The sequence below is a fragment of the Vreelandella sp. V005 genome (assembly GCF_052645115.1).
On the sequence record NZ_JBQXYA010000006.1, the window covers coordinates 21,032 to 38,845 of the forward strand.

Below are 17,814 nucleotides of genomic sequence, written 5' to 3' on the forward strand. Positions count from 1 at the left end.
GAACGGACAAAAGCTTTTATTGGTAGCAGATTACGCCTAGTGGCGTCTAGGTCGTTATACTAGCGCCACTACCTCATTACTGACTCACACTAGACTGACTCACTAGGCTGACACTTTATGAACCAGGATGAACTGAAAGCCGCCGTGGCGGATGCAGCCATTGCAGAAATCAAATCAACGCTGGAAAAGGATACCATCTTAGGCATTGGTACCGGCTCAACGGCCAATCTGTTTATTGATCGCCTGGGGCCGTTACGTCATTTGTTCAAAGGCGCCGTGGCCAGTTCAGAAGCAAGCGCCAAGCGCCTTGAAACCTTGGGCATTGAGGTATTTGAGCTCAACAGTGTCGGTACCGTGCCTTTTTATATTGATGGCGCAGACGAAGTAAATGCTAACTTACATATGATTAAAGGTGGTGGAGCAGCGCTTACCCGTGAAAAAATCGTGGCGGCCTGTGCCGAGCGTTTTATCTGCATCGCAGATGGCTCTAAGTATGTGTCCCAGTTAGGTCACTTCCCACTGCCCATTGAAGTGATCCCCATGGCCCGCTCTTATGTCGCGCGCGAGCTAGTCGCCCTAGGGGCTGAACCGGTTTATCGCCAGGGAGTAGTCACTGACAATGGTAACCAGATAATCGACTGTTTTGATTTTATGATCGCCGACCCGGTGGCCATGGAAGCGCGCATCAACGCTATCGTCGGTGTGGTCACCAATGGCCTTTTTGCCGCCCGCGGCGCTGATGTACTGCTACTCGGCAAAGATGATGGCGTGGAACGCATAGCGCTTAAATAAATATTCTTCGATACAGGCACTGGCTTACGCACTAGCTAAGGCGTCAGTAACGACGCCAAGCCTGCCAGGGTGCGATCCAGTGCGCCTTTTTGTGTCTCAATCACCGCACGGCCAGCACTCCCCGCCTGTTGGGCGCGCTTAGGATTAGCAAAACAGCCCACCAAGTCATCTGCCAGGGCGACAGGGCTATCGACCAGCGTTAGGACGCCTGCGCGCTCAAGCGGCTCAGCCACATCAGCAAAATTTTCGATTGAGGGGCCGCTAAGCACGGGCCTGCCTAACGCCGCTGGTTCAAGCACATTATGTCCGCCCAGAGGCACCAGGCTGCCCCCTACAAAGGCTACACTTCCTGCGGCATATAATATCGCCAGCTCACCGAGCGTATCTCCCAGGTAGACTTGGGTTTGCGCTGTGACGGGCTGATGTTGGCTGCGGCGGCTTAATGCATACCCTTGCGTTTCACAAAGTTTAGCGACTTCATCAAAGCGCTGGGGGTGACGCGGTACCAGCACCAACAGCGCGTCGGGGTAGCGCGCAAGCACTTGGCGGTGGGCCTCCAGCAGCAGCGCTTCTTCGCCGTCACGAGTAGAGCCCGCCACCCAGGTAGGTCGCTCACCCCACTCCTGGTGTAAGCGCTCACCCTCTTTAGTGCTACTGTCTTGGCTGGCCAGCTCAAATTTCAGCGAGCCAACATTGCGGGTGGTTTTCGTGTTACAGCCGAGGGCATTAAAGCGTTCGGCATCTGCCGAGGATTTGGCGGCGAGCCAGCTAACTTCGGCAAGCATACTGGCCATCAATGGGCGCAGGCGCTGGTAGCGTTTGAAAGCGCGGGGCGATAAGCGACCATTCACTATCGCCACAGGCACTCCCTGCTGGCGACAGGCATGAATCAGGTTGGGCCACAGCTCGGTTTCAAACAGGATGGCGAGTTCGGGCTGAACATGGCGTACAAAGCGCTTCGCGGCGCCAGGAAAGTCCAGCGGTAGGAAACGATGGGCGAGGCGCACCTGATCTGCTGCGGTTTGCTCACTAATCAGCGCTTGGGCCTGTTGGGCACCGGTAGCGGTCATGGTGGTGAGCAACAGGCTGTGCGCTGGATAACGCGCTAATAGCCCCTCGATCAGCGGTCGAGCGGCGCGTACTTCTCCCACCGAGGCACAATGTAGCCAAATGCGTGGCGCGGGAGGCAGCGGCCCAAGGTGTAACCCCAGCCGCTGGAGGCGCGAGTAAGTGGGCACTTGCTCACGCCATATACGCCAAGCGATCAATGGTGCCAAGCCATAGAGTATCGCTGAGTAGACAAGGCGGGACCAGGCAGATAAAGCCATTAGCGCTCGCGATCAATAATGGAGCTAATCATCGCCGAGGTCGAAACACCGTCTTCAAAGCCGAGCACCCTGACCTCGCCACCGTTGGCCACCACCGCCGCGCCTCCCGCAATATCTTCTGGCCGATAATCGCCACCTTTAACCAGAATATCCGGCAATACCGCTTCAATCAGCGCCTGGGGGGTGTCGTTACTAAACGGCACTACCCAGTCGACAGCGCCCAGCCCCGCCAATACCTGCATGCGACGGTTCAGGGGGTTGATTGGCCGTTTAGGCCCTTTCAGGCGACCAATGGAGGCATCATCGTTTACTGCGACAATCAATCGATCACCTAACCGTTTGGCTTGCTCCAAATAAGCGACGTGGCCCGCGTGTAGAATATCGAAGCAGCCGTTGGTCATGACCACCTGCTCACCACGCAGTTGGGCGGCGCGCACGGCCTCCACCAGCACGGTAGGCTCAATCACTCCGAATTCGGCCAGCTTATCACCGTGTAATGCGGTATAGAGTTCGGCAATTGAGAGCGTGGCCGTGCCCGGCTTGGCCACCACCAACCCGGCACCCAGATTGGCTAGCATCATCGCTTCAGGGAAGGCATGCCCTGCCGCTAGCGCTAGCCCCATCAGGCCAATCACCGTATCCCCTGCCCCCGTCACATCGAAGACTTCCTGCGCCCGGGTGGGCAAGTGCAGCGGCGTGTGCCCTTCACGAATCAGGGTCATGCCCTTTTCGCTGCGAGTAACCAATAGCGCTTCCAGCTCAAGCTCGGCACGCAGCGCCTCGCCTCTAATGGATAGCTCCGCATCGGTGGCACACACGCCGACCACGGCTTCAAACTCCGTCAGATTGGGAGTGATTAAGCTCGCCCCGCGGTACTTGCTGAAGTCTTGCCCTTTCGGGTCGATTAACACCCGTTTGCCATGGGCACGTGCCTTGGCAATCAGGCTCTCCACCTGATTCAGCGTGCCTTTACCGTAATCGGAAAGGATCACCACATCGCAGTCAGGCAGCACCTTTTCTACCTCGGTCAGTAGTTCACGGGTATCGACACTGTCGAGGCGTTGCTCGAAGTCCAGACGCAGCAGCTGCTGGTTGCGACTCATCACGCGAAGCTTGGTGATAGTGGGTATTTCTGTGCTGCGCTGGAAGTGAGTGCTTACATCAGAAGCAGATAAACTCGCTTCGAGCAGCTGTGCGTTTTCATCGTTGCCAACCACGCCTGCCAATACGGCATGGCCGCCTAGCGAAGTGATGTTCAATGCCACGTTAGCTGCGCCACCCGGGCGATCTTCCACATCTTCCACTCGCACCACGGGTACAGGGGCTTCTGGCGAGATACGCGACGTGCCGCCGTGCCAGTAGCGGTCCAACATCACATCACCAATGACCAGTACCCGAGCGTGTTCCAAGGCGGTTAAATCAATTTTCATGCAGGCTCCCTGCGCTGGTGTTAGAGGCAGCATGCGCCAACAGTGTATCCAGCTTATTAATGACGTCGTCAGCTTTAATTAGCATCATGGCGCTGGGGTGGCGTACCCGCTGCCCCCAACTCACATCCTCGACCGATTTATGCAGATAAGTGCGCACCGCCTCGGGATAGGCGTTGACCGCAAACTCACGCCACAAATAGGGCGCGGCGCGCTGGGGATTGGTCGATGCATAGAGCCCCAATGCCGGTGTGCCCATGGCATTGGCCATATGAATAGGGCCAGTATCCGGTGCAATCACCGCTTGGGCGTTATCAATCAGCGCCAACACCCCTTTTAGGGAGGTTCCCCCAATGGCATTAATTACACTGCCCGGCTGACAAAGCGCTTCGATTTGATCACCGATCTCCCGCTCCAGGGCACTGCCGCCCCCGGTCAACACACTTTTGAGTCCGTACTGCACCCAGGCGTGTTCGATGACGCTGGCATAGCCTTCCACGGACCAGTTGCGAAAATTGCGCAGGCGAACATTACTGCAAGGGTTGATCACCAAGTAAGGCGCCTCTCCGCTGATAACCAGTGCTTCATTACGTGCCGTGTCGGTGACCGGCAGGTTCCACTCCAAGCGATTATCCTCAACCCCGAGCACCCGCGCGAAATCCATGAATGACTCAAGCACATGGGCATTGGGATGCGGCGCAAGCTGATGCTGAGTGAACCAGTGCTGAGCATCTTTGGCGCGTGCCTTATCATAGCCCACGCGTACCGTGGCTTTAAGTCCAAGGGACAACACGCTGGCGCGAATGGCCTGCTGCATATGTAGCAGCACATCGAAGCGCGTATCGGCGAGTTGCCGCCAAAGCGCCCGCATACCAGCCATACCTGTCGACTTGTCATAGACAACGAACTCGACCCCGGAAAGCCCCGCCAGTAGACTGTGCTCCCCCTTGCCGATAATCCAGGTAATGCGCGCATCGGGCCACTGGCGCTGCAACGCCCGCACCGTGGGCACGAGATTGCACACATCGCCGAGGGCGGAGAGGCGCAAAATGGCAATGTGGTTAGGCTGAACAGGCAGAGAGGGCTTCATGCGCTTAGCGGCACTCCGGCAGAAAAATGGGCTCATTTTACATGATGCAGACAGTTTATGTGACGCGCCGGGCACACACCAAATTGATCCTGCTCTATTCACTGCCGAATACTGGCGTGAGCAGGGCTTAATTGTGGGCGAAGCGCCTGGCCGTGGCAGTAGCCTGTTTGTACAGGCAACGACGGACGAGCAGTGGGCGCTAAGACCTTATCGCCGTGGTGGCATGGTGGCCAAATTAAGTACAAAACGCTATTTATGGACTGGCGCCGAGCGCACCCGCGCATTTCGTGAACTGCGCTTGACCGCAGCGCTTTTTGAGCAAGGACTACCGGTACCGCGCCCTGTCGCCAGCTGTGTGACCCGCTATGGGATGACGTATGAGGCCGCCCTGATTACAGTGCGCATTGCGAGTGCCAAGGCGCTGGCCGAGCTGCTAGTCAACAATCAAGCAGATGAAGCGCTGTTAACGCGGGTAGGCGAAATGATACGTCGTTTTCATCAGGCCGGGCTGGATCATGTCGATCTAAACGCTCGTAATATTCTAGTCGACCCAAGCGAAGCGCCATGGCTAATTGATCTTGACCGCTGCCGCCTGCGCTCAGCAGGAAAATGGCAGGCAGCTAATTTGGTGAGACTGGAGCGTTCTTTCAAGAAGTTTACCGACGCACCGCTTATGCCAGTCATATATCATGGGTATCGCAGCTAAGCTAATGCGAGAATTACCCAAGCTTCATATAGCCATCGTTAATAACCATGCGTAGGCAATCATTGGGTAGAAGAATATAAAAGCGGTGTTGATGCATGAGCAATTCAACTGGGGCATAGGCTGAAGGAAAACAGCTATTTGGACGGCCTCAGCTGTCCTGTCTTCTCAAAATACTTTTGCATTACTAGCAAGCCAATAAGGTGCTCTTGTTTTTGATCTAAAAATGGTTTCACATAGTTATTAGCGTTTTCAATAATACGCTTTGCTTCATCAGCGTGTTGCTGATAATAAATTAGCTTTTCTTCTAAATCTGAATAATCATCAGCAAGTTCAACATAATGAAAGCCTGGCTCAAGTGTTCCCTCCATGAACCAAGTTTCATATTTAGGCTTGGTCATGAAGCATAATGAGTTAGAAGCCATTATCCATTTCAAGTTCGTAGCTACGTCATTCCCCTCAATACTTAGTATAAATTTATAGCCCAACTGCTCACTAACATTCATATAGGGTCGCCCCCAAGGTTGGTCGTGAGCACTTTTATGGCTATCGCCAACATTACATAAAGGGTGCTGATAAAATTTTTCTACAAAACTTTGACGATGCTGTTGATGGCAGGCACCCCGCCACACCAATTGATTTTTTTTGTCATCAAACCTAGTCTTATCATTTACGAAAAAATAGTGCCTTACCCTATTTAATTTTAGCAGCACCGAGTGCTGGTTATTTGGGCTGATCGGACGACTTTTTACAAACGAAGGCTCTTGAGGCACTGTACGGATATCGCCAGGTAAGAAATGAAATTTAAGGGAGTCCTCAAAACGCGACAAATAGCGTTTCATATCAATATAATAAGACCAGCTTTTCTGTTTTGAAAAACCACCAACCTCTAACGTTTGATAATTAAGCTCTGACTGCTCAGATAGCTGGTTATAGTAGCTTACACGGCTTTCAATATAAGATTTCTTAGTTCCTACTGGTAAGTTATCAAAGGCGGTCAAATATTTTCTTCTTTCAAAAAAATAGTATTGCCTAGGCAAGCCTATCTCTATGATGCCTTTACTATAAAACAAAAACTTATGGTAGTTAGCTTTAAAGCGTTCAATATAAGACATAATTTCAAGCTCGTTATATTATAAAAGCACCACTAGAGGGAAAGATATAACTTCAAATAAGAATCGGCCATCGCTTCAGGAGAGTAACTCGCTAATTGTTCAAAAGCCTTATCTGCTAACGTACTTCGTTGCAGATTATTATTCATCAGCACCTCAAGACCTTCGATCAATTTTTCAGCGTTACTGGGCGGTACTAAATAGCCAGTTGTTCCATGCTTTACTATATCGGGAATCCCTCCAACATCACTCGCAATGATTGGGATTTTGGCATTCATCACATCGAGTAGCACTGAGCCCAATCCTTCATTTCTGGAAGGGAAAGCAAACAGGTCTAGCGCTGGCAAATAGTCTCCCATATTAGGTTTGAATCCCATCCAAAGAACATTATCCAAATCACGACTTTCCTGCTGAAGTACCAGCTCATCCTCACCTCTACCAAAGAATAAAAACAATACCTCTGGTCGAATAGTCTGGAGCTGACGGGCTGCCTCTAATAAGGTTCGCTGGCCTTTGTGACGATCTACCAAGGCACCAGCATGCCCGACGATAAAACGTTCGTTATAATGATCTCGTAACTCTTTTGCGACAGTGGGATCAGGAAAAACGGGCGTAAAAGCGCTTGGGATAATAGGGATTTTCGAAGAAATCAGAGTGCTTATTTCATGCGCTATAACGCTTGATATAGCGACACAGTAGCTAGCACTACGATAAAAAACCTTGTTACTGAATTTTCGCTTAACAGGCGTATCGACACGACGCGTAATGATATAAGGCGTTAGGAACAGCTTGCTATGAAGCCATGCCCAGTGAACGGCCTTTGCCTCATGCGCATGTACTACGTCGGCTTTACCTGCTTGCCAATGGCCTGCCAATTGATGACTGGCATTGCTAAATTCTATTCCAGGGGTAGCTGATAACTCTTCGCGCAAAGGGGAAGATGGCTGACAGACCAGCGTCTGTCGACTTATTTTATCAGACTTAGCTAATGCTTGTATCAACAGGACAGTTTGGCGTTCTCCCCCGCGAAAACCACTAGCCAGATTGACATGAATGATGTGCAAAAACGCCTCACTGGAGATACGGTGACTATAAAGCCGCTATAATAGCATTCGCTCCCCACTTTCTAACAGGATCGACACATTTATGCCCCCTGGCGTTAGCGTTGTCATCATCACACGAAATGCTGCCTCAACGTTAAAAAATACACTGGATGCTGTGCAGTGTTTTGAAAACGTGGTGATTTACGATAACGGCTCAAACGATGATACCTGCCGCATTGCGGCGAGTTATCCGAACGTTTCCTTATATCAAGGTGATTTTATTGGCTTTGGTCCCACCAAGCGATACGCTGTTTCATTAGCTAAACACGACTGGATACTTTCCCTCGATGCTGATGAAGCACCTTCCCCAGAGCTTATCGCATCTATTATCAGGTGGGTTAGCAGCGCAACATCTAGCGACTTGGGCGAAGTGTTGCGTGAAAACTGGATGATGGGTCGACCAGTACATTACTCTGGATGGGGCGATGACTGGCTAATTCGACTCTTCGATCGTCGCAGCCATAATTTTAACGATGCCATGGTCCACGAAGCGATATCAGTGGACAGCATTAGCCGCGTACAGCGTTTATCGGGTACTATTAAGCATACCGCCGTGACAGATTTATCTCAGTTTTTAGAAAAAATTAATCGTTACTCTAACATTCGCGCTGAATCTGGAAAATTGAAGCATTACTCAGTGTCAGCCATATTTTTCAAAGCAGTCTTCGCCTTCCTGCGAACCTACCTGTTGCAACAAGGGTGGCGTGATGGCTGGAGAGGATTAGTAATATCAGTATCGAATGCTAATGGTGTATTTTGGAAATACATAAAAAGCTTTGTTAAACACAGAGCTTAATTTATAAAAAGCGCTAAATAGAAGGCCTTATCATGGAAGACGTGCCAACAGCAGTTATTGCAATCCGTAATTTAAACAAGACGACTGGCGCTGCACGAATCGCTTTACAACAAATTTCAATATTAAAGGAAATGGGTTTTTTAGTAACTGTTATATGTGAAAAAGCTACTAAAAATACCATTATTTCCTATGGCGCAGAACTAAAAATAGTCAATAAAATTCCTTTAGGTAGCTATTTAAGGCGGCTGTGGTTTAATAGTCGAGCTAACGCTTGGTGTAAAAAAAACAGCCCAACTTTGATTATAAGTCATGGCGACACGGAAAATGCTGACATAACTTTTATGCATAATTGCGTTGATCTTGCGCAAGAAATAATGCAACCAGACAAAGCTAAGCAACAAAATAGCGTTTCAAAGATACATCAAAAAATTCTTACTAACAAAAGCAATCAGCATATTGTTGCCAACTCACGGCTAATGGCCAATGATCTATCCTTTAGATACGCCATTCCAGACAAAAGGATCAGCATTTCCTATCCTGGCTTTGATTCAGCTCAATTTAACACCTCTAAAAAAACACTATTTAGGCAAAAAAAACGGGATGAGCTCGGAATAAGAAAAGACGAAAAATTAATTGGTTTAATTACCTCGGGTGATTTTAAAAAAAGAAATTTAGATTTATTTATAGAAATTGCTAACCATTTAGTTAAAAGCTCCAGCATCTCATATCGCTTTATTGTGATTGGGCAGGGTGTGGTAGAAACCTATAAAGAAAAAGCTGTAAAATTGGGTGTTTCCGAGTATTTCATTTGGAAAAAAACGGTTCCTGAGGTCGAACAGTACTATGCTGCTCTAGACCTCTTCGTTTTACCAGCCCATATTGAAGAGTTTGGTTGTGTTATACTTGAAGCAATGGCTTGTTCAACATTAACATTGGTGTCTGAACGTGTTGGTGCTGGAGAGCTGTTACACGATGAGCTAACAGACTTGATTGTTCAAGGCTATTTGCCAAAAGAGTGGGCACGTAAAGTTGAAGACCTTATGAGCAGCGACAACTCACTTATAAATTACAAACTAGCTAAAACGGCCAGCGATTACACTTTTGAGTATCAATATCAAGCGCTGCAATCCCTAATTGCGGAACATCTCAACGGTAATATCAAGGATGATATATGTACAACTCACTCAAAACGATCAAAAGACAAATAAAAAATAGTGAGAAAATCATTCTTAATGACGATAATATTTTATCTTATGGGTCAAATCGCATTTGTTATCTCGATGAATCCAATCCATCAAAACTAATAAAAATTGCTCGACACCCAGAAAGCTGGATAAAAGACCATCGACAAAGTTTTTCCGAATGGTATATATCAACATATCTTGCCACAAGAGAGATCGATTGTCGCATTAGTCACTGTCAAGGTTGGGTAAGAACAAACAAAGGCCCTGGCTTAGTTGTCGACCGAATTGTTGATGACCATGGTCAATCGGTTACTTTGCGAAAGCTTTTATTTAGTCGGGAGCTCAACGTTGAGCAAGCTTTATGTTTAGTGGAAAATATCATTTGTGATTTTTCTATTAGCGGTATTCCTGCTTCTGATTTTAATATAGATAATTTCGTCATTGAGGGCGAGCACATTAACAAAAAACTGATCATGATTGATGGCTTTTCACCTAAAAATTTAAATCTAAAAACACATTTACTTTTAAAGAGTAAAGTATTGTCGAATTATTATACCAAACGAAAATGGCATCGAATAAAATCAAGATTTACCTATTGTGCGCAAAAAGTTTATGCTGGTGATTATCTTTTTGCCGCAGCAACGCCTCTGAATGATATCTCAAACGGGTCGTCAGGCATCCAACAGTGACGCCCTAATATTAATTTATTAATTTGCCTTTTAACGTAGGTTGCCCATGAATCCTCGTGCTATTCGACAAATAGCGATCATCACTATCGGCCTCTGCTTAGGCTATACCGTCACGGTACTGACTCGCCTGCCTTGGTGGACGCTGTTTTTTGTCGCAGCCATTTGGATTGGTGTAGGTCTAAAACTCCGCTGGGGGCAGCCTGCCAATGCTCGTTACCGCAAGATGTGGCCGTGGTCACTTTTCCCGCTAGCCCTCTGGGGTGTCTACGTTTACTTGGCGGATAGCTTCGGCATTGTCGATCTGGGAGCGGTGTTTTTTCACCTCCAGGCAGGCATGGCCGAGCATGGCGGCGCCGGTAAAATGCTGTCCGCCGTATTTTATATACTGATCATGATAGGGGTGCTGGCAGCGGTCACTTGGCTGTCACGACATGACCAGCGCTGGCGGTTAGCCGAGCGTTTTTTCGCTATTTTACTGCTGGCCAGTAATCCGCTGTTGTTTGGACTGGGCCAACGCAGCGCCGCTATTGTTACCGATGACGGTGCTTGGTTGGATCGCCGCTATAAGCCCCCCCCCGCTGAAGAGTTGAGAGATGCCCCTAACTTACTTCTCTTGTACCTAGAAAGCATAGAGCGCACCTATGCCGATGAAATATTCGGTGATACTTACACCCATCTCAACGCGCTGGGGCAAGAAGGCGCCGTGTTCGAAGGTGTGCGACAGATGGATAACACCGGTTGGACGATGGCGGGCATGATAGCCAGCCAATGCGGTGTGCCCTTGATGCCTGCAGGGCTGCTTCACGACAGCCAGTTTGAGCCGCTTTCGAAAGTGGTACCGGGCGTCGATTGTCTTGGCGATATACTTGCGGCGCAGGGCTACCAGCTCAGCTACCTGGGTGGCGCCAGTTCCCAATTTGCGGGTAAAGGGCTTTTCTATCGCGGCCATCAATTCAACAACGTTAAAGGACGTGAAGAGCTAGAGCCGCTGCTGAGCGATCCAGAGTATGTAAATAGTTGGGGGCTGTACGATGATACCCTCTATAACATTACCGCTGACGAAATCCGGCGCTTGGAAAAAGAGGATAACGGCCCCTGGGGGGTGGTAACACTTAATTTGGCAGGCCATGCACCCAATGGATACCCTTCCCAATCATGTGTAAAGCAGCAGGGAGAGTTTGACGGGCAGGATATTCTTTACTCGGTTAAGTGCTCCACATGGCTTGCCCGAGATTTAATTGGCCGCCTGAAAAGCGAAGGGTTACTCGACAATACGCTGGTGGTAATACTCAGCGACCACCTAACTATGCGGGTGTCAGTGTGGGATCAATTAACGGCGCTTGATCGCGACAACACCCTCATCATGATAGGTGATGGTATCCAGCCGCAACGTATTCGTCGCGATGCCACCATGCTGGACGTCTTCCCCACGTTGTTGGATGCGCTAGGTTTTCGCTTAGAACGCAGCCGGGCGGGCTTAGGCACGTCGCTGTTTAGTGATCAACGAACGCTGGTCGAAGCGCATGGCATCGAAGTACTCAACGAGCGCCTCAGGGAAGAGACAGCGCTGCAGCACCGCCTCTGGGAAGGCATCTCTCCTCAGCGCCGTGAAGCCGACGAGCTCTCTTCGCAAAAGCAAACCGTTGAAACGCCCGCCGATCTCGCCGATGAAATGGAGCTCAGTCATTAGCAATAATGCTTTCCCGCTGATGAGACGCATGGATCTGTTGATATACCTGCTCGACACTCAACTCATTAAGGCAATTGGTATGCCCCAAGGGGCAGGTACGCTGAAAGCACGGCGAACAGGAAAGCGCTAAATAGTGAATCACTGCATTATCAGTTAGCGGCGGCGTGTAGGTGGGCGATGAAGAGCCATATAATGCATGGATACGGACGCCTACCGCGGCAGCCACATGCATCAAACCTGAATCATTGGTGACCACTTGCCGACAGTCCGCCAGCAAGTCAACAGCATCGGCCAGCTGTGTTTTGCCGCATAGGTTATGGGCATGAGCAAGCCCCTGGGTAATTTCCTCGCCCGCGGGGTGATCCTTGGCGCCGCCCAGCACACGCACTTCAAAACCTTCTTTAACCAAACACTCAGCCAGACGGTGAAAGTAACTGACAGGCCACTGCTTGGCGGGGCCATATTCAGCGCCCGGCATCATACCAATCGCCGTACGCGATGAAAGCGAATGCGTCAGGCGCAAGTTATCCAGATTATCCCGATCAACCTGCAGCCGCGGCTTGGGCAATATAAAGTCACCGCGAGTCGCTTCTTCAGGGGGCAACCCCAGCGACACAAAGCGCTTTACCGTTTGATCCAGTACCTGCTTGTCGAGCTTACGGCGCTCGTTGAGGAGACCGTAACGATGCTCGCCCACAAAGCCAACACGCTCAGGTATGCGCGCCATAAAGGGCACCAGCGCGGCCTTCCAAGAACGCGGCAATACAATCGCGCGATCGAATCGTCCTCTTAAGCGGCTGGCGAGCTCGCGGCGGCTGGCCAAGCCAAATTCGCCATGACCAACCGCTAACGGTAATACTTCATTTACCTCAGGCATGCGCTCTAAAATAGGCTGCGACCAGGCGGGGGCAATCACCCCTATCGTGGCGTCTGGCTGCCGGGCTTTCAGTGTCATGAACAGGCTTTGCGCCATGACCATATCGCCCACCCACGAAGGGCCGATCACCAGCAAGCGCTGAGCCGAGTTAGTCATTTAACCACCCCAAGTAGGCCTTGACCCCTTGAGCAACGGTTTTAAACGCCACATCGCAGCCACTGGCGCGTAACTCGCCAATGTCAGCCCGCGTATAGCTCTGATAGCGCCCTTTCAACTCTTCAGGGAAGGCAATGTAATCGATCTCGCCTTTACCGTAGAAGTCGATAACCGCTTCGCCAATTGCTTTGAAGGGCTCTGCGCGCCCAGTGCCTAGATTAAAGATGCCCGACTGATCAGGATGATCCAGGAACCAGAGATTCACGTCGACCACATCGCCGACATAGACGAAATCGCGACTTTGCATCCCCGCTTCGTATTCCCCGTAGGCACCGAACAGCTTCAAGGTTTCGCCATTGCGAATTTGCAGATGATTGTGGTACGCCACGCTGGCCATTTTGCCCTTATGCTGTTCCCGTGGGCCGTACACGTTAAAGTAGCGAAAGCCCACTACTTGGGTGGTTAGCTCGCTCCAGCGCGAACGCACGTGCTGATCGAATAGCAGCTTGGAATAGCCATAAACGTTGAGCGGCTTTTCGCACTCGGGCACCTCTTTGAAAACCTCGCTGCCGCCATAGGTCGCCGCCGATGACGCGTACAGGAAGGGGATGCCCTGCTGCTCACAGTAGTTCAGCAGCACCTTGGAGTACTCGAAGTTATTTTCCATCATGTAGTGGCCATCCCACTCGGTAGTATCTGAGCAGGCACCTTCATGGAAAATGGCATCGATGGTAGGCAAATCGACGTCGTCCCCTTTCAAGGCAGCTTTTACTCTGGCAAGGAAGTCATCTTTATCCAGATAATCCGCCAGCGTACAGTCGGCCAGGTTGACGAATTTGGTGCCATCGCGCAGATCATCGACCACCATCACATCATCACGACCACGATTATTCAGTGCTTTTACTATGTTGGCCCCGATAAAACCGGCACCGCCTGTTACCACAATCATGCTGTTCTCCTTACCTAACGCGGCTTGTTGGCATACGTGCCTATAACCCATCTGCCTAGGATTGTATACTTGACGCCTTATGAATTCATGGCCAACGGTGCTTTCCGCGATGAGTGTCTCGACAAACCAATCGACACCCGATGTGTCGACCTTTCAAGGCTTGATCCTTGCTCTGCAGCAATACTGGGCAGAACAGGGCTGTGTCATCCTTCAGCCGCTCGATATGGAAGTCGGCGCGGGCACCTTCCACCCCGCTACTTTCCTGCGGGCGATTGGCCCCGAAACCTGGAACGCAGCCTATGTGCAGCCTTCTAGGCGCCCTACTGATGGCCGCTATGGCGAGAACCCCAACCGCCTACAGCACTATTACCAGTTTCAGGTGGTGATGAAGCCATCGCCAAGCAACCTACAGGAGCTTTATCTCGGCTCACTCAAGCGTCTCGGTCTCGATCCGCTGATTCATGATGTGCGCTTTGTCGAGGATAACTGGGAATCCCCAACCTTGGGCGCTTGGGGCCTGGGTTGGGAAATCTGGTTGAACGGCATGGAAGTCACCCAGTTTACCTATTTTCAGCAAGCGGGTGGCATTGAGTGCTACCCGGTTACCGGCGAACTGACCTATGGGCTTGAGCGTATCGCCATGTACCTGCAGGACGTCGACAGTGTCTACGATTTAGTCTGGGCGATCGCTCCGGATGGCAGCAAAGTCACCTACGGCGATGTATATCTGCAGAACGAGCGCGAGCAGTCTACCTACAACTTTGAACATGCCAATGTGGATCAACTGTTTGCTAACTTTGATCACCAGGAAACAGAGTGTGGCAAGCTGCTCACTGCCAACCTGCCGCTGCCCGCCTACGAACAGGTTCTGAAGGCATCGCACACGTTTAACCTATTGGATGCTCGTCACGCCATTTCGGTTACCGAACGTCAGCGTTTTATTCTGCGCGTTCGTACCATGGCTCGCGACGTGGCCACTGCTTACTTTGAGTCGCGTAAGGCAGAAGGTTTCCCCATGGCGCCAGAAATACTTCGCCGCGAACTGTTGCAAGAGCTACTCGCCGATCAGGGAGACGACTAAATGGCTGTTGATACGCTTATATTAGAACTCGGTGCTGAAGAGTTGCCACCCACGGCCTTGGATACACTGTCCGATGCGTTTGCCGCAGGTATTGCCAAAGGTCTGCAGGAAGCGGATGTACCGTTCGCGAGCATTAGCGCCTTTGCCACGCCGCGCCGTTTAGCGGTACAAGTGTCGGGGTTGGCTGACAAACAGCCTGACCGCGAAGTGGAACGCCGTGGTCCAGCCCTGGCAGCGGCTTTTAAGGATGGCGTGCCCACCAAAGCGGCTGAAGGGTTTGCCCGCTCCTGTGGCGTTAGCGTGGATGAGTTGATCCACCTGGAAACCAATAAAGGCACCTGGCTTGGCTACCGCGAACAGCAAGAGGGCGAGTCTGTTCAAGCACTGCTGCCCGAGATTATCCGTAAATCAATCAGTACCCTACCAGTGCCCAAAAATATGCGCTGGGGTGCTTCACGGATTGAGTTTTCTCGTCCCGTTCACTGGCTAGTGGCGCTTTATGGTAGTGATGTCGTGGCTGCCGAAGCGCTAGGCCTTCAGGCAAGCTGTACCACTTACGGCCACCGCTTTCATGCCCCTGATGCAATCCAGTTAACCCATGCCGATGAATATGTGGCTACGCTGGAAAATGCTTACGTGCTGGTGGACCGCGAGCTACGTCGCGAACGCATCCGTGAGCAGGTGCTGGCAGAAGCCGAAGTGCAAGAAGCCATGGCTGTTATTGATGAAGACCTACTGGTCGAAGTCAGCGGCTTGGTGGAATGGCCGGTAGCACTGACCGGCAGTTTTGATGAGCGCTTCCTGGAAGTGCCTGCCGAGTGCCTGATCTCTTCGATGAAGGCCAACCAAAAATATTTTCATTTACTAGATGACCAGGGCAAGCTAAAACCGCTATTTATCACCATCGCCAATATCGATAGCGCCGACCCCGACCAGGTCATTGCCGGTAACGAGAAGGTCATTCGCCCTCGCCTCGCCGACGCAGCGTTTTTCTACGATACCGACCGCAAGCATACACTGGCCTCGCGTATCCCGCAGTTGGAAAGCGTAGTTTTCCAACTGCAGCTCGGCACTCTGGCAGACAAGGCTCGTCGTAGTACCGCCATCGCTTCCTTTATCGCAGAGCGGATTAACGGCGATGTGGGGCATGCCCAACGCGCCGTGGCACTTGCTAAATGTGACCTAGTCACCGAGATGGTGCTCGAATTCCCTGAGCTTCAGGGCATCATGGGACGTTACTACGCCGAGCAGGACGGTGAGCCCGCTGAGGTTTCTCAAGCGCTCGAGGAGCAGTACCTGCCGCGGTTCGCCACGGATGTCATTCCTCAGAGTGAGACCGGCAAGGCGTTAGCCCTGGCTGATCGGCTGGATACCCTGGTGGGTATCTTCAGTATTGGGCAACGCCCCACCGGCGCGAAGGATCCCTTTGCGCTACGCCGTGCATCGATTGGTGTGCTCAACATTCTGATCAAAGGCGAGCTGGATCTTGACCTGCGCGAGCTGCTCACCGTCGCTGTCGAGCAACACCAACGCCTACCCAAGGCCGATGGTTTGGTTGAAGACGTGCTGACCTATATGTTGGATCGCTTCCGTGCCTGGGGCCAGGAAGAAGGCATCAGTGCGGAAATGTATCTTGCCGTCCGCGCTCGTCCGGTGACCAATCCCCTCGACTTCGCTCGTCGCCTGCGGGCTGTAAAAGCCTTTGCTCAGCGAGATGAAGCAGCCGCATTGGCAGCCGCTAACAAGCGTGTCTCCAACATTCTGGCTAAACAAGAGCACAACGGTAGCACCCAGGTCGATCCCCCCTTGTTACAGGAAGATGCCGAGCGCGCATTGTTCGACGCCGTGAGCGGAAGCCAGGCACAGGTGGCCCCGCTGTTTGCTACAGGCCACTATCAGCAAGCATTGGACGCTCTTGCTACTCTGCGTGAGCCGGTGGATGCCTTCTTTGACCAAGTGATGGTGATGGCTGATGATCCGGCTATTCAGCGCAATCGATTAGCGTTACTCGCTAGCCTTCAGGCGCTCTTTTTAGAAGTCGCCGATATTTCGCTGTTACCACAGTAGCCGCCTGCTCAGGCGCAGTCTCTAGTCCAAGCCCAGCCTTTATGGCTGGGCTTTTTGTTGACTGCAAATATGTGTTTCACGTGAAACACTATTGCTAATCCAAGGTAAGCGATATAAATAACAAACAGAAAGTCCCCCTACGACTATCTCAATAGGATTTCCATGCTGAGTGCCGAAAAACTTATCATTCTGGATCGTGACGGCGTCATTAATCATGATTCTGATGCTTATATAAAATCCTTAGATGAATGGGTGCCCTACCCCTCTTCAATTGCCGCCATCGCTCGCCTCAGCCATGCAGGATTTACGGTGGTAGTAGCAACCAATCAGTCGGGTATCGCGCGCGGGTATTATGATGAAGCAACGCTTCAGAGTATGCATGGTCGCTTGATAGCGTTGGTAGAGAAGGAAGGTGGACGCATTGCTCACATCGCCTACTGTCCCCATGGGCCTGACGATGAGTGCCAGTGCCGCAAACCTTTACCTGGCATGCTTCATCAGATTAAGCGACAGCTGGGGCTGACAAGCCTAAAAGGTAGCTGGATAGTGGGAGATAGTCTGCGAGATTTACAAGCGGGCGAAGCAGTTGACTGCCGTGCCGTGCTGGTTAGAACCGGGAAAGGGATAAAAACTGAAGCCAAGGGCATAGGGCTTGAAAAAGCACATGTTTTCGATGATTTAGCGCACTTTGTCGATTGGATGATCACTACCAATCAGTAAATACGGATCTGTAATAAAAAAGCGCCACTAGGAAACTAGCGGCGCTTCCA

16 protein-coding genes are annotated in these 17,814 nt (G+C 51.1%); 9 read left to right on the top strand and 7 right to left on the bottom strand.

Annotation, left to right across the window (positions count from 1 at the left end; genetic code table 11):
• The first annotated feature begins 117 nt into the window (after positions 1-117).
• Complete coding sequence (rpiA, locus tag ACUN8H_RS13745; RefSeq protein WP_445532645.1) at positions 118-792, top strand: ribose-5-phosphate isomerase RpiA; 675 nt, start codon at positions 118-120, stop codon at positions 790-792.
• Positions 793-827: 35 nt separating this feature from the next.
• Here rpiA and waaA read toward each other — a convergent pair whose 3' ends face one another.
• The 3 genes from waaA to ACUN8H_RS13760 are packed head-to-tail and all read right to left on the bottom strand — an operon-like array spanning position 828 to position 4,637.
• Complete coding sequence (waaA, locus tag ACUN8H_RS13750; protein ID WP_445532646.1) at positions 828-2,120, bottom strand: lipid IV(A) 3-deoxy-D-manno-octulosonic acid transferase; 1,293 nt, start codon at positions 2,118-2,120, stop codon at positions 828-830.
• Positions 2,120-3,550, bottom strand: coding sequence for a bifunctional D-glycero-beta-D-manno-heptose-7-phosphate kinase/D-glycero-beta-D-manno-heptose 1-phosphate adenylyltransferase HldE (gene hldE / locus ACUN8H_RS13755; protein ID WP_101145058.1), 1,431 nt, complete (start codon positions 3,548-3,550; stop codon positions 2,120-2,122). Before hldE ends, waaA begins: the two co-directional genes overlap by 1 nt.
• On the bottom strand, positions 3,540-4,637 hold the full coding sequence (locus tag ACUN8H_RS13760; RefSeq protein ID WP_101145059.1) for a glycosyltransferase family 9 protein: 1,098 nt from the start codon (positions 4,635-4,637) through the stop codon (positions 3,540-3,542). Before ACUN8H_RS13760 ends, hldE begins: the two co-directional genes overlap by 11 nt.
• Between ACUN8H_RS13760 and ACUN8H_RS13765 the strand changes: the two genes are divergently transcribed.
• On the top strand, positions 4,636-5,343 hold the full coding sequence (locus ACUN8H_RS13765; RefSeq protein WP_445532647.1) for a 3-deoxy-D-manno-octulosonic acid kinase: 708 nt from the start codon (positions 4,636-4,638) through the stop codon (positions 5,341-5,343). The two genes, ACUN8H_RS13760 and ACUN8H_RS13765, sit on opposite strands and share 2 nt — an antisense overlap.
• A 134-nt stretch (positions 5,344-5,477) precedes the next feature.
• On the opposite strand, the gene ACUN8H_RS13770 is transcribed toward ACUN8H_RS13765, so the two are convergent.
• Complete coding sequence (locus ACUN8H_RS13770) at positions 5,478-6,455, bottom strand: glycosyl transferase family 90 (protein ID WP_445532648.1); 978 nt, start codon at positions 6,453-6,455, stop codon at positions 5,478-5,480.
• A gap of 32 nt (positions 6,456-6,487) precedes the next feature.
• The gene (locus ACUN8H_RS13775; RefSeq protein ID WP_445532649.1) at positions 6,488-7,516 is read right to left on the bottom strand and encodes a glycosyltransferase family 4 protein; all 1,029 of its coding nucleotides are present in this window, start codon (positions 7,514-7,516) and stop codon (positions 6,488-6,490) included.
• 82 nt (positions 7,517-7,598) lie between these two features.
• On the opposite strand from ACUN8H_RS13775, the gene ACUN8H_RS13780 reads away from it, so the two are divergent.
• The 4 genes from ACUN8H_RS13780 to ACUN8H_RS13795 are packed head-to-tail and all read left to right on the top strand — an operon-like array spanning position 7,599 to position 11,914.
• Positions 7,599-8,351: a glycosyltransferase family 2 protein gene (locus tag ACUN8H_RS13780; protein WP_445532650.1), complete on the top strand. Its 753-nt coding sequence runs from the start codon at positions 7,599-7,601 to the stop codon at positions 8,349-8,351.
• A gap of 32 nt (positions 8,352-8,383) precedes the next feature.
• Complete coding sequence (locus ACUN8H_RS13785; protein ID WP_445532651.1) at positions 8,384-9,559, top strand: glycosyltransferase; 1,176 nt, start codon at positions 8,384-8,386, stop codon at positions 9,557-9,559.
• Positions 9,523-10,224: a YrbL family protein gene (locus tag ACUN8H_RS13790; protein ID WP_445532652.1), complete on the top strand. Its 702-nt coding sequence runs from the start codon at positions 9,523-9,525 to the stop codon at positions 10,222-10,224. The genes ACUN8H_RS13785 and ACUN8H_RS13790 overlap by 37 nt, the downstream gene beginning before the upstream one ends.
• Positions 10,225-10,270: 46 nt before the next feature.
• On the top strand, positions 10,271-11,914 hold the full coding sequence (locus ACUN8H_RS13795; protein WP_445532653.1) for a sulfatase-like hydrolase/transferase: 1,644 nt from the start codon (positions 10,271-10,273) through the stop codon (positions 11,912-11,914).
• Here the strand turns inward: ACUN8H_RS13795 and waaF are convergent.
• Both waaF and rfaD read right to left on the bottom strand, forming a co-directional pair.
• Positions 11,904-12,947, bottom strand: coding sequence for a lipopolysaccharide heptosyltransferase II (waaF, locus tag ACUN8H_RS13800; protein WP_445532654.1), 1,044 nt, complete (start codon positions 12,945-12,947; stop codon positions 11,904-11,906). The two genes, ACUN8H_RS13795 and waaF, sit on opposite strands and share 11 nt — an antisense overlap.
• The gene (rfaD, locus tag ACUN8H_RS13805) at positions 12,940-13,896 is read right to left on the bottom strand and encodes an ADP-glyceromanno-heptose 6-epimerase (protein WP_445532655.1); all 957 of its coding nucleotides are present in this window, start codon (positions 13,894-13,896) and stop codon (positions 12,940-12,942) included. Before rfaD ends, waaF begins: the two co-directional genes overlap by 8 nt.
• 109 nt (positions 13,897-14,005) lie before the next feature.
• Here rfaD and glyQ point away from each other — a divergent pair, with 109 nt between their 5' ends.
• The 3 genes from glyQ (at position 14,006) to gmhB (ending at position 17,764) form a co-directional block, all read left to right on the top strand.
• Positions 14,006-14,977 carry a glycine--tRNA ligase subunit alpha gene (gene glyQ / locus ACUN8H_RS13810; RefSeq protein ID WP_445532656.1) on the top strand — a complete coding sequence of 324 codons (972 nt, stop codon included), beginning with the start codon at positions 14,006-14,008 and terminating at the stop codon, positions 14,975-14,977.
• Entirely contained in the window at positions 14,978-17,044 is a 2,067-nt protein-coding gene (gene glyS, locus ACUN8H_RS13815) for a glycine--tRNA ligase subunit beta (protein WP_445532657.1), read from the top strand. It begins immediately after the preceding gene.
• A gap of 162 nt (positions 17,045-17,206) precedes the next feature.
• The gene (gene gmhB, locus ACUN8H_RS13820) at positions 17,207-17,764 is read left to right on the top strand and encodes a D-glycero-beta-D-manno-heptose 1,7-bisphosphate 7-phosphatase (RefSeq protein ID WP_445532658.1); all 558 of its coding nucleotides are present in this window, start codon (positions 17,207-17,209) and stop codon (positions 17,762-17,764) included.
• The last annotated feature ends 50 nt before the right edge of the window (positions 17,765-17,814 follow it).

What these genes read in the sequence shown, in the direction of transcription:
- gmhB (WP_445532658.1), top strand. Translation starts at nt 17,207, where the DNA reads ATGCTGAGTGCCGAAAAACTTATCATTCTGGATCGTGACGGCGTCATT.
- ACUN8H_RS13795 (WP_445532653.1), top strand. Translation starts at nt 10,271, where the DNA reads ATGAATCCTCGTGCTATTCGACAAATAGCGATCATCACTATCGGCCTC.
- waaA (WP_445532646.1), bottom strand. Translation starts at nt 2,120, where the DNA reads ATGGCTTTATCTGCCTGGTCCCGCCTTGTCTACTCAGCGATACTCTAT.
- rfaD (WP_445532655.1), bottom strand. Translation starts at nt 13,896, where the DNA reads ATGATTGTGGTAACAGGCGGTGCCGGTTTTATCGGGGCCAACATAGTA.
- ACUN8H_RS13790 (WP_445532652.1), top strand. Translation starts at nt 9,523, where the DNA reads ATGTACAACTCACTCAAAACGATCAAAAGACAAATAAAAAATAGTGAG.
- ACUN8H_RS13785 (WP_445532651.1), top strand. Translation starts at nt 8,384, where the DNA reads ATGGAAGACGTGCCAACAGCAGTTATTGCAATCCGTAATTTAAACAAG.
- glyQ (WP_445532656.1), top strand. Translation starts at nt 14,006, where the DNA reads ATGAGTGTCTCGACAAACCAATCGACACCCGATGTGTCGACCTTTCAA.
- ACUN8H_RS13780 (WP_445532650.1), top strand. Translation starts at nt 7,599, where the DNA reads ATGCCCCCTGGCGTTAGCGTTGTCATCATCACACGAAATGCTGCCTCA.
- ACUN8H_RS13765 (WP_445532647.1), top strand. Translation starts at nt 4,636, where the DNA reads ATGCGCTTAGCGGCACTCCGGCAGAAAAATGGGCTCATTTTACATGAT.
- rpiA (WP_445532645.1), top strand. Translation starts at nt 118, where the DNA reads ATGAACCAGGATGAACTGAAAGCCGCCGTGGCGGATGCAGCCATTGCA.
- ACUN8H_RS13760 (WP_101145059.1), bottom strand. Translation starts at nt 4,637, where the DNA reads ATGAAGCCCTCTCTGCCTGTTCAGCCTAACCACATTGCCATTTTGCGC.
- hldE (WP_101145058.1), bottom strand. Translation starts at nt 3,550, where the DNA reads ATGAAAATTGATTTAACCGCCTTGGAACACGCTCGGGTACTGGTCATT.
- glyS (WP_445532657.1), top strand. Translation starts at nt 14,978, where the DNA reads ATGGCTGTTGATACGCTTATATTAGAACTCGGTGCTGAAGAGTTGCCA.
- waaF (WP_445532654.1), bottom strand. Translation starts at nt 12,947, where the DNA reads ATGACTAACTCGGCTCAGCGCTTGCTGGTGATCGGCCCTTCGTGGGTG.
- ACUN8H_RS13770 (WP_445532648.1), bottom strand. Translation starts at nt 6,455, where the DNA reads ATGTCTTATATTGAACGCTTTAAAGCTAACTACCATAAGTTTTTGTTT.